This is a genomic window from Bacillus vallismortis (assembly GCF_004116955.1).
Classification (GTDB): Bacteria; Bacillota; Bacilli; order Bacillales; family Bacillaceae; genus Bacillus; species Bacillus vallismortis.
The window spans coordinates 3132267-3148545 of sequence record NZ_CP026362.1 but is presented as its reverse complement, the minus strand read 5'-3'; the positions used below and the strand labels follow the sequence as shown (position 1 = coordinate 3148545).

4 protein-coding genes and 1 pseudogene are annotated in these 16279 nt (G+C 49.8%); 4 read left to right on the top strand and 1 reads right to left on the bottom strand.

Annotation, left to right across the window (positions count from 1 at the left end; genetic code table 11):
• Positions 1 to 6 precede the first annotated feature (6 nt).
• From srfAB to BV11031_RS23400, 4 genes and pseudogenes are all read left to right on the top strand, one after another.
• A complete protein-coding gene (srfAB, locus tag BV11031_RS23405) occupies positions 7 to 10758 on the top strand; it encodes a surfactin non-ribosomal peptide synthetase SrfAB (RefSeq protein ID WP_129550792.1) in 10752 nt (3583 codons plus the stop codon).
• Positions 10759 to 10794: 36 nt separating this feature from the next.
• A complete protein-coding gene (srfAC, locus tag BV11031_RS16625; RefSeq protein ID WP_010330768.1) occupies positions 10795 to 14625 on the top strand; it encodes a surfactin non-ribosomal peptide synthetase SrfAC in 3831 nt (1276 codons plus the stop codon).
• Between the two features lie 28 nt (positions 14626 to 14653).
• Complete coding sequence (gene srfAD / locus BV11031_RS16620) at positions 14654 to 15382, top strand: surfactin biosynthesis thioesterase SrfAD (RefSeq protein ID WP_010330769.1); 729 nt, start codon at positions 14654 to 14656, stop codon at positions 15380 to 15382.
• Positions 15383 to 15577: 195 nt separating this feature from the next.
• Positions 15578 to 15676, top strand: a pseudogene (locus BV11031_RS23400) (hypothetical protein); the annotation flags it as partial.
• A gap of 14 nt (positions 15677 to 15690) precedes the next feature.
• Here BV11031_RS23400 and BV11031_RS16610 read toward each other — a convergent pair.
• Entirely contained in the window at positions 15691 to 16248 is a 558-nt protein-coding gene (locus tag BV11031_RS16610) for a YcxB family protein (RefSeq protein ID WP_010330771.1), read from the bottom strand.
• Positions 16249 to 16279 lie beyond the last annotated feature (31 nt).

Genomic DNA, 16279 nt, shown 5'->3' with positions numbered 1-16279 from the left:
TGGCATATGAGCAAAAAATCGATTCAAAAGGTGTACGCACTGACACCGATGCAGGAGGGAATGCTGTATCATGCGATGCTTGATCCGCATTCTTCCTCGTACTTCACACAATTAGAGCTTGGGATTCACGGTGCTTTTGATTTTGAAATCTTTGAGAAAAGCGTCAATGAACTGATTCGGTCATACGATATTCTCCGTACGGTATTTGTGCACCAGCAGCTGCAAAAACCGCGTCAGGTCGTGCTAGCGGAACGCAAAACAAAGGTGCATTATGAGGATATCAGTCATGCGGACGCAGACCGCCAAAAAGAGCACATTGAGCGTTATAAACAAGATGTGCAACGCCAAGGCTTTAATCTGGCAAAAGACATATTGTTCAAGGTAGCGGTTTTCCGTCTTGGTGCAGATCAGCTGTATCTAGTCTGGAGCAATCATCATATTATGATGGACGGCTGGAGCATGGGCGTGCTCATGAAAAGCCTGTTCCAAAACTACGAAGCGCTCAGAGCGGGCCGGACTCCGGCAAACGGTCAGGGCAAGCCTTATTCCGACTACATCAAGTGGCTTGGGAAACAGGACAGTGAAGAAGCGGAGAGCTACTGGAGCGAACGCTTGGCGGGTTTTGAACAGCCGAGCGTGCTCCCGGGCCGCCTGCCTGAGAAAAAAGACGAATACGTTAACAAAGAATATTCATTTACATGGGACGAAAAACTGGTTGCCCGCATTCAACAAACCGCAAACCGCCATCAAGTGACAGGGCCCAACCTGTTTCAGGCCGTTTGGGGCATTGTTCTCAGCAAATACAACTTTGCGAATGACGTTGTCTTCGGCACGGTCGTATCAGGCCGGCCGTCTGAAATCAACGGGATTGAAACGATGGCAGGGCTGTTTATCAACACCATTCCGGTGCGGGTCAAGGTTGATCGTGATGCTGCTTTCGCTGATATTTTCTCAGCTGTTCAGCAGCATGCAGTAGAGGCGGAGCGTTACGATTACGTGCCGCTCTATGAGATTCAAAAACGCTCGGCTCTTGATGGCAATCTATTGAACCATCTGGTCGCGTTTGAAAATTACCCGCTTGACCAAGAGCTTGAAAACGGCAGCATGGAAGAACGCCTCGGGTTCTCTATCAAGGTAGAAAGCGCATTTGAACAAACGAGCTTCGATTTCAACCTGATTGTGTATCCAGGCAAAACGTGGACCGTCAAAATCAAATATAACAGTGCCGCCTTTGATTCCGATTTTATCGAACGGACAGCGGAGCACCTTACCCGCATGATGGAAGCGGCTGTCAATCAGCCGGACGCTGTTGTGCGTGAGTACGGGCTTGTGGGAGGCGAAGAACAGCGGCAAATTGTCGAGGTGTTTAACGAGACGAAAGCCGAACTTCCTGAAGGCATGGCCGTTCATCAAGTGTTTGAAGAGCAAGCGCAACGGACACCAGCGAGCACTGCTGTCGTATATGAAGGAGCTGAGCTGACGTACCGTGAGCTGAATAGAGCTGCTAACCGTCTGGCGAGAAAGCTTGTCGAACAAGGTCTTCAAAAAGGGGAAACAGCTGCGATTATGAATGACCGCTCAACAGAAACCGTTATCGGCATGCTGGCTGTGTTAAAAGCAGGAGCCGCCTATGTGCCGCTTGATCCAGCGCTTCCTGAAGACCGTCTTCGTTTCATGGCGGAGGACAGCTCAATTCGAATGGTATTGTCCGGAAAGGCGTATGCAGATCAGGCGCATCAGCTGCAAGCGCCGGTTCATACCCTGGACAGCGGCTTTGAAGAGAGCGAAGAGGCTGGCAATCTCAATCTGCCATCCGCCCCGGATGATTTGGCATACATCATGTATACATCTGGTTCGACGGGCAAACCGAAAGGCGTCATGATTGAACATAAAAGCATCTTGCGCCTCGTCAAAAATGCCGGGTACGTTCCTGTTACTGAAGAAGACCGCATGGCGCAGACGGGAGCTGTCAGCTTTGATGCCGGCACGTTTGAGGTATTCGGCGCGCTGCTGAATGGCGCAGCGCTTTATCCGGTCAAAAAAGAGACGCTGCTTGATGCGAAGCCATTTGCGGCATTCCTGCGTGAGCAGAGAATCACGACCATGTGGCTGACATCCCCTTTATTCAACCAGCTTGCAGCAAAGGATGCCGGCATGTTCGGCACACTGCGCCATGTCATCATCGGCGGAGACGCACTCGTGCCGCATATTGTAAACAAAGTGAGACGGGCATCACCGTCGCTTTCGTTATGGAACGGGTACGGCCCGACAGAAAACACGACGTTTTCGACAAGTTTTCTGATCGATCGTGAGTATAGCGGTTCTATTCCAATCGGGAAGCCTATCGGACATTCGACTGCCTACATCATGGATGAGCAGCAGCGTCTGCAGCCAATTGGCGCGCCCGGCGAGCTTTGCGTCGGCGGAATCGGTGTAGCGCGAGGGTATGTCAATCTCCCTGAGCTGACCGAGAAGCAATTTCTTGAAGACCCGTTCAGACCGGGGGAAAGAATTTACCGCACTGGCGACTTGGCGAGATGGCTGCCAGACGGCAATATTGAATTTTTAGGAAGAATCGACAACCAAGTGAAGGTGCGCGGCTTCCGAATTGAGCTTGGCGAAATTGAAACAAAACTGAACATGGCAGAGCATGTGACAGAAGCTGCGGTAATCATCCGGAAGAACAAAGCGGATGAAAATGAAATGTGCGCATACTTTACGGCAGACCGTGAAGTGTCTGTGAACGGGCTGAGAAAAACGCTGTCTCAAACGCTGCCTGACTATATGGTTCCTGCCCATTTCATTCAGCTAGATAGCCTGCCGCTCACGCCAAACGGCAAAATCAACAAAAAAGAGCTGCCTGCGCCGCAATCAGAAGCTGTGCAGCCGGAGTACACAGCACCTGAGACAGAGAGTGAAAAGAAATTAGCGGAGATCTGGGAAGGGATTCTAGGCGTCAAAGCAGGCGTTACCGATAACTTCTTTATGATCGGCGGCCATTCTTTAAAAGCGATGATGATGACGGCAAAAATCCAAGAGCATTTCCATAAGGAAGTACCGATTAAAGTGCTTTTTGAAAAGCCGACTATTCAAGTATTAGCGCTGTATTTAGACGAGAACGAAAGCAAGGAGGAGCAGACGTTTGAACCGATCAGGCAAGCACCTTATCAGCAGCATTATCCTGTATCCCCAGCCCAGCGGAGAATGTATATCCTCAATCAGCTTGGACAAGCAAACACAAGCTACAACGTCCCCGCTGTACTTTTGCTGGAGGGAGAAGTAGATAAAGACCGGCTTGAAAACGCGATTCAGCAATTAATCAACCGGCACGAAATTCTCCGTACATCGTTTGACATGATTGACGGAGAAGTGGTGCAAACCGTTCATAAAAATATATCGTTCCGGCTGGAGGCTGCCAAGGGACGGGAAGAAGACGCGGAGGACATGATCAAAGCGTTCATTCAGCCGTTTGAATTAAACCGCGCGCCGCTCGTCCGTTCGAAGCTTGTCAAGCTTGAAGAAAAACGCCACCTGCTGCTGATTGATCTGCACCATATCATCACTGACGGCAGTTCAACAGGCATTCTGATCGGTGATCTCGCCAAAATGTATCAAGGCGCCGATCTTGAGCTGCCGCGGATTCACTATAAAGATTACGCTGTCTGGCACAAGGAGCATGCCGATCATCAAAAGGATGAAGCATTCTGGCTCGATACCTTTAAAGGCGAGCTGCCGATTCTTGATCTTCCGGCTGATTACGAGCGGCCTGCTGAACGGAGCTTTGCGGGAGAGCGCGTGATGTTTGGGCTTGATAAACATATCACGGCTCAAATCAAATCACTCTTGGCAGAGACAGATACGACCATGTACATGTTTTTGCTGGCAGCGTTCAAAGTGCTCCTTTCTAAGTACGCGTCACAGGAGGATATCATTGTCGGTTCGCCGACTGCGGGAAGAACACATCCTGATCTGCAAGGTGTGCCGGGCATGTTTGTCAACACGGTGGCATTAAGAACGGCGCCTGTGGGAGATAAAACGTTTGCGCACTTCCTTGAAGAAGTCAAAACAGCCAGTCTTCAAGCATTCGAGCATCAGGGCTATCCGCTTGAGGAGCTGATTGAAAAGCTTCCGCTTACAAGGGACACAAGCCGAAGTCCGCTGTTCAGCGTGATGTTCAACATGCAGAACATGGAGATTCCATCATTGAGACTGGGAGATTTGAAGATTTCTTCGTATTCCATGCTTCATCACGTGGCGAAATTTGATCTTTCCTTGGAAGCGGTCGAGCGAGAAGAGGACATTGGCCTAAGCTTTGACTATGCGACTGCCCTGTTTAAGGATGAAACAATCCGCCGCTGGAGCAGCCACTTTGTCAATATCATCAAAGCGGCCGCGGCCAATCCGAGCGTTCGGCTATCTGATGTCGACCTGCTTTCTCCAGCAGAAACGGCTGCTTTGCTTGAAGAAAGACATATGACCCAAATCACTGAAGCAACCTTTGCCACCCTATTCGAAAAACAGGCACAGCAAACACCTGATCATCCTGCGGTGAGGTCTGGCGGACATCTGCTGACCTATCGCGAACTTGATGAACAGGCGAACCAGCTGGCACATCATCTTCGCGCGCAAGGGGCAGGAAGTGAAGACATCGTAGCAATTGTCATGGACCGGTCAGCTGAGGTTATGGTATCGATTCTTGGCGTCATGAAAGCGGGAGCGGCTTTCCTGCCGATTGATCCTGATACCCCTGAAGAACGAATCCGCTATTCATTAGAGGACAGCGGAGCGAAAATTGCGGTCGTGAACGAAAGAAACATGACGGCCATCGGGCAATATGAAGGGACAATCGTCAACCTTGATGACGTGAAATGGAGAAATGAAAGTAAGGAACGCCTCCCTTCAATCTCAGGATCTCGCAGTCTGGCATACGTCATTTATACGTCCGGTACGACCGGGAAGCCGAAGGGCGTGCAGATCGAGCATCGCAATCTGACAAACTATGTTTCTTGGTTTAGTGAAGAGGCGGGCCTGACGGGATCCGATAAGTCTGTATTGCTTTCATCTTACGCGTTCGATCTCGGATATACGAGCGTGTTCCCTGTTCTTTTGGCAGGGGGCGAGCTCCACATCGTGCCGAAGGAAACCTATACGGCACCGGATGAAATTGGGCGTTATATCAATGAACACGGGATCACCTATATCAAACTGACGCCGTCTCTGTTCCATACGATGGTGAACACAGCTAGCTTTACAAAAGAGCCAAACTTTAAATCCTTGCGCTTGATCGTCTTGGGAGGGGAAAAAATCATCCCGGCCGATGTTCTCACCTTCCGCAAGGTGTATGGACATACCGAATTTATCAATCACTACGGCCCGACAGAAGCAACGATCGGCGCCATCGCCGGACGGGTTGATCTGTCTGAACCGGAGGCATTCGCGCAACGCCCGACAATCGGACAGCCGATTGCGAATGCCGGCGCGCTTGTGTTGAATGAGGCTTTGAAACTAGTGCCTCCGGGAGCGAGCGGCCAGCTTTATATCACGGGACATGGGCTTGCGAGAGGATATCTCAACAGGCCTCAGCTGACAGCCGAGAGATTTGTTGAAAATCCATATTCACCGGGCAGTCTCATGTACAAAACCGGAGATGTCGTGCGGACACTTTCTGACGGTTCGCTTGAATTTATCGGACGGGCTGATGATCAGGTGAAAATCCGCGGCTACCGCATTGAGCCGAAAGAAATTGAAACGGTCATGCTCAGCCTCAGCGGCATTCAAGAAGCCGTTGTGCTGGCGGTTTCCGAGGGCGGGCTTCAAGAGCTTTGCGCGTATTACACGGCAGAGCAAGCCATTGAAAAAGCAGCGCTCCGGAACCAGCTTTCACAAACACTGCCGTCTCATATGATTCCTGCTTTCTTTGTGCAGGTGGACGCGATTCCGCTGACGGCAAACGGGAAAACCGACAGAAACGCATTGCCAAAGCCGAACGCGGCACAATCAGGACACATGGACTCAGCCGCACCAGAAACAGCACTTGAAGAGAGCCTATGCCGCATTTGGCAGAAAACGCTTGGCATAGACGCGATCGGCATCGATGACAATTTCTTCGATTTAGGCGGCCATTCCTTAAAAGGAATGATGCTCATTGCCAACATTCAGGCCGAGTTGGAGAAAACCTTACCGCTTAAAGCGCTGTTTGAGCAGCCGACTGTTCGCCAGCTGGCGGCTTACATGGAGGCAGCGGCAGTTTCAGGCGGCCATTACGTGCTCAAACCGGCTGACAAACAGGAGATGTACCCGTTGTCATCCGCGCAGAAACGGATGTATGTACTGAATCAGCTCGATAAGCAGACGATCAGCTACAACATGCCATCTGTTCTTCTGATGGAAGGCGAGCTTGATCTTTCGCGTCTGCGCGACTCACTCAATCAGCTTGTGAACCGCCACGAGTCACTGCGGACGTCATTTGCAGAAGCAAATGGTGAGCCTGTTCAGCGCATTTTAGATGAGGCGGCGATTAATCTTCATGTGCTTGAAGCGAAAGAAGACGAAGCGGAACAAAAGATCAAGGAGTTTATCCGGCCATTCGACTTGAACGATGCACCGCTCATTCGCGCGGCATTGCTTCGAATAGAAGCAAAAAAACATTTGCTGCTTTTGGATATGCATCACATCATCGCAGACGGCGTATCAAGAGGCATTTTTGTAAAAGAATTGGCGTTGCTTTACAAAGGAGAACAGCTTCCGGAGCCGGCGCTTCATTATAAGGATTTCGCCGTTTGGCAACATGAAGCTGAGCAAAAGGAACGGATGAAGGAGCATGAGGCGTACTGGCTCTCGGTTCTTTCAGGCGAGCTGCCTGAGCTTGATCTGCCGCTCGATTACGCCCGTCCGCCTGTGCAAAGCTTTAAAGGGGATACGGTCCGTTTCTGTACGGGAAGCGAGACGGCAAAGGCGGTAGAGAAACTGCTCGCAGAAACCGGAACGACTTTGCACATGGTGCTTCACGCTGTTTTCCACGTCTTTTTAAGCAAAATATCCGGACAGCGGGATATCGTCATCGGATCCGTTACTGCCGGCCGTACGAATGCCGATGTCCAAGACATGCCGGGAATGTTCGTCAATACGCTTGCCTTACGAATGGAAGCGCAAGAACAGCACACCTTTGCAGAGCTGCTAGAGAAAGCGAAGCAGACGAACTTGTCAGCGCTTGAACATCAGGAATATCCGTTTGAGGACTTGGTCAATCAGCTTGATCTTCCTCGGGATATGAGCCGAAATCCATTGTTTAACGTAATGGTGACGACAGAAAATCCTGATAAAGAACAGCTTACATTAGACAAACTAAGCATTTCACCTTACGAGGCCCATCAGGGAACGTCTAAGTTTGATCTGACATTAGGCGGATTTACTGATGAAAACGGCATCGGCCTGCAGCTCGAATATGCGACTGATCTGTTCTCAAAAGAAACGGCTGAGAAATGGAGCGAATACGTTCTGCGTTTATTAAAAGCTGTCGCAGAAAATCCGAACCAGCCGCTTTCCAGCTTGTCTCTCGTCACTGAACCAGAAAAACAAACGCTTCTTGAGGCATGGAAGGGCAAAACGCTCCCTGTACCGACAGACAAAACCGTTCATCAGCTATTCGAAGAAACGGCTCAGCGCCACAAAGGCCGCCCGGCTGTCACCTACAACGGCCAGTCATGGACGTACGGCGAGCTGAATGCGAAGGCAAATCGTCTTGCCCGAATTCTGATCGACTGCGGCATCAGCGCGGATGAGCGCGTCGGCGTTCTCACGAAGCCATCGCTGGAAATGGCTGCCGCGGTGCTCGGCGTCTTAAAGGCGGGAGCGGCGTTTGTGCCGATTGATCCTGACTATCCGGATCAGCGGATTGACTATATTTTGCAGGACAGCGGCGCGAAGCTTCTCTTGAAACAGGAAGGCATTTCAGTGCCGGATAGCTTCTCGGGAGACGTCATTCTTCTTGATGGCAACCGCACGATTCTAAGCCTGCCGCTTGATGAAAACGATGAGGAAAATCCAGAGACGGATGTAAATGCAGAAAACCTCGCGTACATGATTTACACGTCCGGGACGACCGGACAGCCGAAGGGTGTCATGGTCGAGCACCATGCGCTTGTGAACCTGTGCTTCTGGCACCATGACGCGTTCAATATGACAGCGGAGGACCGCAGTGCGAAGTACGCGGGCTTTGGATTCGACGCCTCCATTTGGGAAATGTTCCCGACGTGGACAATCGGAGCCGAGCTTCACGTCATTGATGAAGCGATCCGCCTTGATATCGTCCGTCTGAACGATTATTTCGAAACGCATGGCGTGACGATCACGTTCTTGCCGACACAGCTGGCGGAACAGTTTATGGAGCTTGAGAATACGTCACTGCGCGTATTGCTGACAGGCGGAGACAAGCTGAAGCGTGCGGTGAAACAGCCGTACAAGCTCATCAACAATTACGGGCCGACTGAAAACACAGTCGTTGCCACAAGCACAGAGATCAATCCGGAAGAAGGCTCGCTTTCCATCGGGCAGGCGATCGCCAATACGAGAGTATACATTCTCGGCGAAGGCAATCAGGTGCAGCCGGAAGGCGTAGCCGGAGAGCTCTGTGTAGCGGGACACGGATTGGCGCGCGGCTATCTGAATAAGGAAGACGAAACCGCGAAGCGGTTTGTCGCTGATCCGTTTGTCCCGGGTGAACGCATGTACCGCACCGGCGATCTGGTGAAGTGGGTGAACGGCGGCATCGAATACATCGGCCGGATCGACCAGCAGGTCAAGGTTCGCGGCTACCGGATCGAGCTGTCAGAAATCGAAGTCCAGCTCGCCCAGCTTTCTGAGGTGCAGGATGCGGCGGTCACAGCTGTCAAAGATAAAGGCGGCAATACAGCGATCGCGGCGTATGTCACACCGGAAACAGCTGACATAGAAGCGTTAAAGTCTTCATTGAAAGAAACCCTGCCGGACTACATGATCCCGGCGTTCTGGGTAACGCTGAACGAACTTCCGGTTACCGCAAACGGCAAAGTAGACCGCAAAGCCTTGCCTGTGCCAGACATCGAAGCGGGGAGCGGGGAATACAAAGCGCCGACGACCGACATTGAAGAGCTGCTTGCCGGCATCTGGCAGGATGTGCTCGGCATTTCTGAAGTCGGTGTCAGCGACAATTTCTTCTCGCTCGGCGGAGACTCCATCAAAGGAATCCAAATGGCGAGCCGCTTGAACCAGCACGGCTGGAAGCTGGAAATGAAAGACCTCTTCCAGCACCCGACAATCGAAGAGCTGACCCAATACGTGGAGCGTGCCGAAGGCAAACAGGCGGACCAAGGCCCGGTGGAGGGTGAAGTCATCCTGACGCCGATTCAGCGCTGGTTCTTTGAAAAGAACTTCACGAACAAGCACCACTGGAACCAATCAGTGATGCTTCATGCGAAGAAGGGCTTTGATCCTGAACGGGTGGAGAAAACATTACAGGCGCTGATCGAACATCATGATGCGCTTCGCATGGTTTACCGTGAGGAAAACGGAGAGATTATTCAAGCATATAAATCGATCAGCGAAAGCAAGATCAGCTTCGATATCGTGGACCTATACGGCTCCGATGAAGAGATGCTGAAAAGCCAGATCAAGATTCTAGCGGACAGGCTGCAAAGCAGTCTCGATCTGCAAAACGGACCGCTTCTCAAGGCGGAGCAATACCGGACGGAAGCTGGGGACCACCTGCTTATCGCTGTACACCATCTCGTGGTCGACGGCGTATCATGGCGGATTTTGCTTGAAGATTTTGCATCAGGCTACATGCAGGCTGAGAAAGAAGAGAACATTATCTTCCCGCAAAAAACAAACTCCTTCAAGGACTGGGCGGAAGAACTGTCGGCATTCAGCCAATCAGCACACCTTTTGCAACAGGCTGAATACTGGGCGCAAATGGACGCTGAACAGGTTTCTCCTGTGCCGAAGGACTACGAAACAGAGCAGCGGATCGTCAAGCATACATCATCTGTCCTTTGTGAATTAACGGAAGAAGACACTAAACATCTCTTAACGGATGTTCATCAGCCATATGGAACAGAAATCAATGATATTCTTCTCAGCGCGCTCGGTTTGACAATGAAGCAATGGACAGGCGATGCCAAAATCGGCATGAACCTAGAGGGGCACGGACGGGAGGACATCATTCCGAATGTGAATATCTCCAGAACGGTCGGCTGGTTTACGGCGCAATATCCTGTTGTGCTCGACATGTCTGAAGCGGATGCATCAGCCGTGATCAAAACAGTCAAAGAAAACCTGCGCCGCATTCCGGACAAAGGTGTTGGCTACGGCATTCTTCGTTATGTCACAGAAACAGCGGCTACAAAGGGCTTCACGCCAGAGATCAGCTTCAACTATTTAGGCCAGTTCGACAGCGAAGTGAAAACCGACTTCTTTGAGCCGTCCGCTTTCGATATGGGGCGCCAAGTAAGTGAAGAATCAGAAGCACTGTACGCCCTGAGCTTTAGCGGCATGATCAGAAACGGCCGGTTTGTGCTTTCTTGCTCCTACAACGAGAAGGAGTTTGAAAGAACCACAGTCGAGGGGCAAATGAACCGGTTTAAAGAAAATCTCCTGATGCTGATCCGCCATTGCACGGAAAAAGAAGAGAAGGAATTCACGCCAAGCGACTTCAGCGCTGAAGACCTTGGAATGGACGAGATGGACGATATCTTTGACATGCTTGAGGAGAATTTAAAATAAAACGCAAGGGAATTACAGAAGGCGGGAGCGAAGCATATGAGTCAATTTAGCAAGGATCAGGTTCAAGATATGTATTACCTATCGCCGATGCAGGAGGGGATGCTGTTTCATACCATCCTGAATCCCGGCCAGAGCTTTTACCTTGAACAAATCACGATGAAAGTAAAAGGCAGCTTGAATATCACATGCCTTGAAGAAGGCATGAATGTGATCATGGACCGGTACGATGTATTTCGTACCGTGTTCATTCACGAAAAAGTAAAAAGACCTGTCCAAGTCGTATTGAAAAAACGCCAGTTTCATATAGAAGAAATTGATCTGACACATTTAACGGACAGCGAGCAAACAGCCAAAATCAATGAATACAAGGAACAGGATAAGATCAAAGGCTTTGATTTGACGCGGGATATTCCCATGCGCGCAGCCATTTTCAAAAAAGCTGAAGAAAGCTTTGAATGGGTGTGGAGCTACCACCACATCATTTTGGACGGCTGGTGCTTCGGTATCGTCGTGCAGGATCTGTTCAAGGTATACAATGCCCTGCGCGAACAAAAGCCGTACAGCCTTCCACCTGTCAAACCGTATAAGGACTATGTCAAGTGGCTCGAAAAACAGGATAAACAAGCGTCACTGCGTTACTGGCGCGAGTACTTAGAGGATTTTGAAGGACAAACGACGTTTGCAGAGCAAAGAAAGAAACAAACGGACGGCTACGAGCCGAAAGAACTGCTCTTCTCATTGCCGGAGGCGGAAACAAAGGCCTTTGCCGAGCTTGCAAAATCGCAGCATACCACTTTAAGTACGGCGCTGCAGGCAGTCTGGAGCGTATTGATCAGCCGCTATCAGCAGTCTGGCGATTTGACTTTCGGCACAGTCGTTTCCGGGCGTCCCGCGGAAATCAAAGGCGTTGAACATATGGTCGGGCTGTTTATCAACGTTATCCCGAGACGGGTGAAACTGTCTGAGGATATCACATTTAACGGTTTGCTCAAGCAGCTGCAGGAGCAATCACTTCAGTCTGAGCCGCATCAATATATGCCGCTCTATGACATCCAAACCGAGGCCGATCAGCCAAAACTGATTGACCACATCATTGTCTTTGAAAATTATCCGCTTCAGGATGCAAAGAATGACGAAAACAGTGAAAACGGCTTTGAGATGGAGGATGTCCATGTTTTTGAAAAGTCGAATTATGATCTTAACCTGATGGCTTCCCCGGGGGATGAGATGCTGATTAAGCTTGCCTATAACGAGAATGTGTTTGATGAAGCGTTTATTCTGCGCTTAAAATCTCAGCTTCTCACAGCGATTCAGCAGCTTATCGAGAAGCCGGATCAACCTGTCAGCACGATCAATCTCGTTGACGATAAGGAGAGAGAGCTTCTGCTTACCGGCTTAAACCCGCCGGCTCAAACTCATGAAGCAAAGCCTCTGACAGAGTGGTTCAAGGAAGCAGTGAACGTTAATCCGGGTGCACCGGCGCTGACGTATTCCGGCCAGACGCTTTCCTATCGCGAATTAGATGAGGAAGCAAACCGCCTTGCACGCCGGTTGCAAAAGCAAGGCGCGGGCAAAGGCTCCGTTGTAGCGTTGTACACGAAGCGTTCGCTTGAGCTGGTGATCGGCATTCTCGGCGTATTAAAAGCGGGAGCGGCTTATCTGCCGGTTGATCCAAAGCTGCCGGAAGACCGAATGTCGTATATGCTGACTGACAGCGCGGCAGCCTGTCTGCTGACACATCAAGAGATGAAGGGAAAAGCGGCTCAGCTGCCGTATACAGGGACAACGCTCTTCATTGATGATCAAACACGGTTTGCAGAACAGGCAAGTGACCTTGAAATCTCGATTGAACCCGATGATCCGGCATATATCATGTACACGTCCGGCACAACCGGAAAGCCGAAGGGCAATATCACCACCCATGCCAATATTCAAGGATTGGTCAAGCATGTAGACTACATGGCATTTTCTGAAACAGATACGTTCTTATCTGTTTCGAATTACGCCTTTGACGCCTTTACCTTTGATTTCTACGCTTCCATATTAAATGCGGCAAGGCTGATCATCGCAGATGAACAAACGCTGTTGGATACAGAATCTCTCACCAATTTGATTCAGCAAGAAAATGTCAATGTCATGTTTGCGACAACCGCACTATTTAATCTTCTCACAGATGCGGGAGAAGAATGGATGAAAGGGCTTCGCTGCGTGTTATTTGGCGGAGAACGGGCATCTGTGCCTCACGTCAGAAAAGCGCTGCGAATTATGGGGCCGGGTAAGCTGATTAACTGCTATGGGCCGACTGAGGGAACGGTGTTTGCGACAGCTCACGTCGTGCATGATCTACCGGATTCCACCACCTCATTGCCAATCGGCAAGCCGATCAGCAATGCCAGTGTTTATATTCTCAATGAGCAAAACGAGCTTCAGCCATTCGGAGCGGTTGGTGAACTGTGCATCAGCGGAATGGGCGTTTCAAAAGGGTATCTAAACCGCCATGACTTGACGAAGCAAAAGTTTATCGCGAATCCGTTCAAGCCGGGAGAAACGCTTTACCGCACAGGGGATTTAGCACGTTGGCTGCCAGACGGAACAATTGAATACGCCGGCCGGATTGACGACCAGGTCAAAATACGCGGGCACCGGATTGAACTTGAGGAAATCGAAAAGCAGCTGCAGGAATATCCGGGTGTGAAAGATGCGGTCGTTGTGGCAGAACGCCATGCGTCTGGAGATGCGTCCATTAACGCCTATCTTGTGAACCGGACGCAGCTTTCAGCTGAAGACGTAAAGGCACGCCTGAAAAAACAGCTTCCTGCATACATGGTGCCGCAAACCTTTACTTTCTTGGACGAACTTCCTTTAACAACAAATGGAAAGGTCAATAAACGGCTCCTTCCAAAACCGGATCAGGATCAACTGACGGAAGAATGGATCGGGCCCCGAGACGAGACGGAAGAAACGATCGCGCAAATCTGGTCTGAAGTTCTCGGCAGACAGCAGATCGGCATTCATGACGATTTCTTTGCGCTCGGCGGGCACTCCTTAAAGGCAATGACCGCCGCGTCCCGCATCAAAAAAGAGCTCGCGATTGATCTGCCGGTAAAGCTTTTGTTTGAAGAGCCGACGATCGCCGGCATTTCAGCGTATTTGAAAAACGGGGGCTCAGATGGATTGCAGGATGTAACGGTCATGAATCCCGATCAGGAAGATCAGATCATTTTCGCATTCCCGCCGGTCTTGGGCTATGGCCTCATGTACCAAAATCTTGCCAGCCGCCTGCCGTCATACAAGCTGTGCGCCTTTGATTTCATTGAGGAGGAAAACCGGCTTGACCGCTATGCCGATTTGATTCAGAAACTTCAGCCGGAAGGGCCTTTGACACTGTTCGGGTATTCAGCGGGATGCAGCCTGGCGTTTGAAGCGGCCAAAAAGCTTGAGGGACAAGGACGCATTGTGGAGCGGATCATCATGGTGGATTCCTATAAAAAACAGGGTGTCAGTGATCTGGACGGGCGCACGGTAGAGAGTGATGTCGAGGCGTTGATGAATGTCAACCGGGATAATGAAGCGCTCAACAGCGAAGCCGTCAAACAAGGCCTCAAGCAAAAAACACACGCCTTCTACTCATACTACGTCAACCTGATTAGCACAGGCCAGGTGAAAGCGGATATTGATGTCCTGACATCTGGCGCTGATTTTGACATGCCGGAATGGCTTGCATCGTGGGAAGAGGCCACAACAGGTGCTTACCGTGTGAAAAGAGGCTTTGGAACACACGCTGACATGCTGCAGGGGGAAGCGCTAGACAGGAATGCCGGAATTTTGCTCGAATTTCTTAATACACAAACCGTAACGGTTTCTTAAATGAAGAGATGAAAGGAGGAGACGGCCAATGAGCCAGCTCTTCAAATCATTTGATGCGTCGGAAAAAACGCAGCTCATCTGTTTTCCGTTTGCGGGCGGCTACTCGGCATCGTTTCGCCCTCTCCATGCTTATTTGCAAGGAGAGTGTGAGATGCTCGCTGCCGAGCCGCCGGGACACGGCACGAATCAAACGTCAGCCGTTGAGGATCTCGAAAAGCTGACCGATTTGTACAAACAAGAATTAAACCTCCGCCCTGATCGGCCGTTTGTGCTGTTTGGACACAGCATGGGCGGAATGATTACCTTCAGGCTGGCGCAAAAGCTGGAGCGGGAAGGCATCTTTCCGCAGGCTGTTATCATTTCTGCGATACAGCCGCCGCATATTCAGCGGAAGAAAGTGTCCCATCTGCCGAATGATCAGTTTCTTGATCATATTATCAAATTAGGCGGGATGCCCGCTGAGCTTGTTGAAAACAAGGAAGTCATGTCCTTTTTCCTGCCTTCCTTCCGATCAGATTACCGGGCTCTTGAACAATTTGAGCTTCACGATCTAGCCCCGATCCAATCGCCTGTTCATGTCTTTAACGGACTTGGTGATGAAAAATGCATTCGGGATGCGGAAGGCTGGAAGAAATGGGCGAAAGACGCCACATTTCATGAATTTGACGGCGGGCACATGTTTCTGCTGTCACATACGGAAGAAGTGGCAGAACGGATTTTTGCGATCTTGAATCAGCATCCGATCATTCAATCGTGACCATAAGCGGACAGCACTGGCTGTTCCGCTTTTTTATGTGGAATGACCATTTTTACATGATATAATAGCCGAAATACTCAATTAAAGGCAGGTCGGAGCATGCGCGCGTCTCCTCAGATGAAATGGTTTATATTGCTGTTTCCATTTGTATTCGCCATCGGAATGAACTCATTCAGAAATTCCTTTCCATTTTCTGTTGTTGTGTGCATCGTGTTTGTAGGTGTATCGGCTGGAATCGAGCTGGTGCCGTTTTTAGATAAACAGAAGGCAAAAGAAACGCATCAATCATTATAAAAGGACCAGCACTGTCAGCGCTGATCCTTTTTAAATTTCACTTTTTTTGTCTCATTATTTTTAAGGATAATGCCTCGGAACCTATTCATTTCCTCTTTAGAATGAAAAAAATGTTTTGGTATCGCAATATATTGGCTGCTGGATGTATTGATCCGGAAGACATTCTTATATTCGAGAACAGACGTGATTTCATTCCAATGAAAAATGAGGTCATACTTTTGAGAGCATATACGGATTCCTTCTTGATTGAGGGTATACGTTCTTTTGGATTGAATCCGCTCGTTCTTCTTGTATGCTCTGAAAAACTTTACATACAGAAGAAGGAGGAGCAGCAGTGTAAACAGAACAGACATGACGATAATGAAAATACTATTCATAAATAAGTTAAGCGCTTCGCTGCCATAAACGAGACGGGGCTGTCCGTTAATGAAATGAACTGCAGCAAAAATGGCGCAAAACAACAGAAAGTAAAAGAATGACATTTTTGCAACTTGATAAAAAAAGATTTCTCTTACATCTTTAAACGTAATTTCTCCTGGAAGATTGATGCTTTCACTAGCATATTGAATCATACGTACACTTACACCTCGAACCATGTTTTTC

Excerpts from the sequence above, each read along its gene's own strand:
- BV11031_RS16610 (WP_010330771.1), bottom strand. The coding sequence starts at position 16,248 with ATGATTCAATATGCTAGTGAAAGCATCAATCTTCCAGGAGAAATTACG.
- srfAB (WP_129550792.1), top strand. The coding sequence starts at position 7 with ATGAGCAAAAAATCGATTCAAAAGGTGTACGCACTGACACCGATGCAG.
- srfAD (WP_010330769.1), top strand. The coding sequence starts at position 14,654 with ATGAGCCAGCTCTTCAAATCATTTGATGCGTCGGAAAAAACGCAGCTC.
- srfAC (WP_010330768.1), top strand. The coding sequence starts at position 10,795 with ATGAGTCAATTTAGCAAGGATCAGGTTCAAGATATGTATTACCTATCG.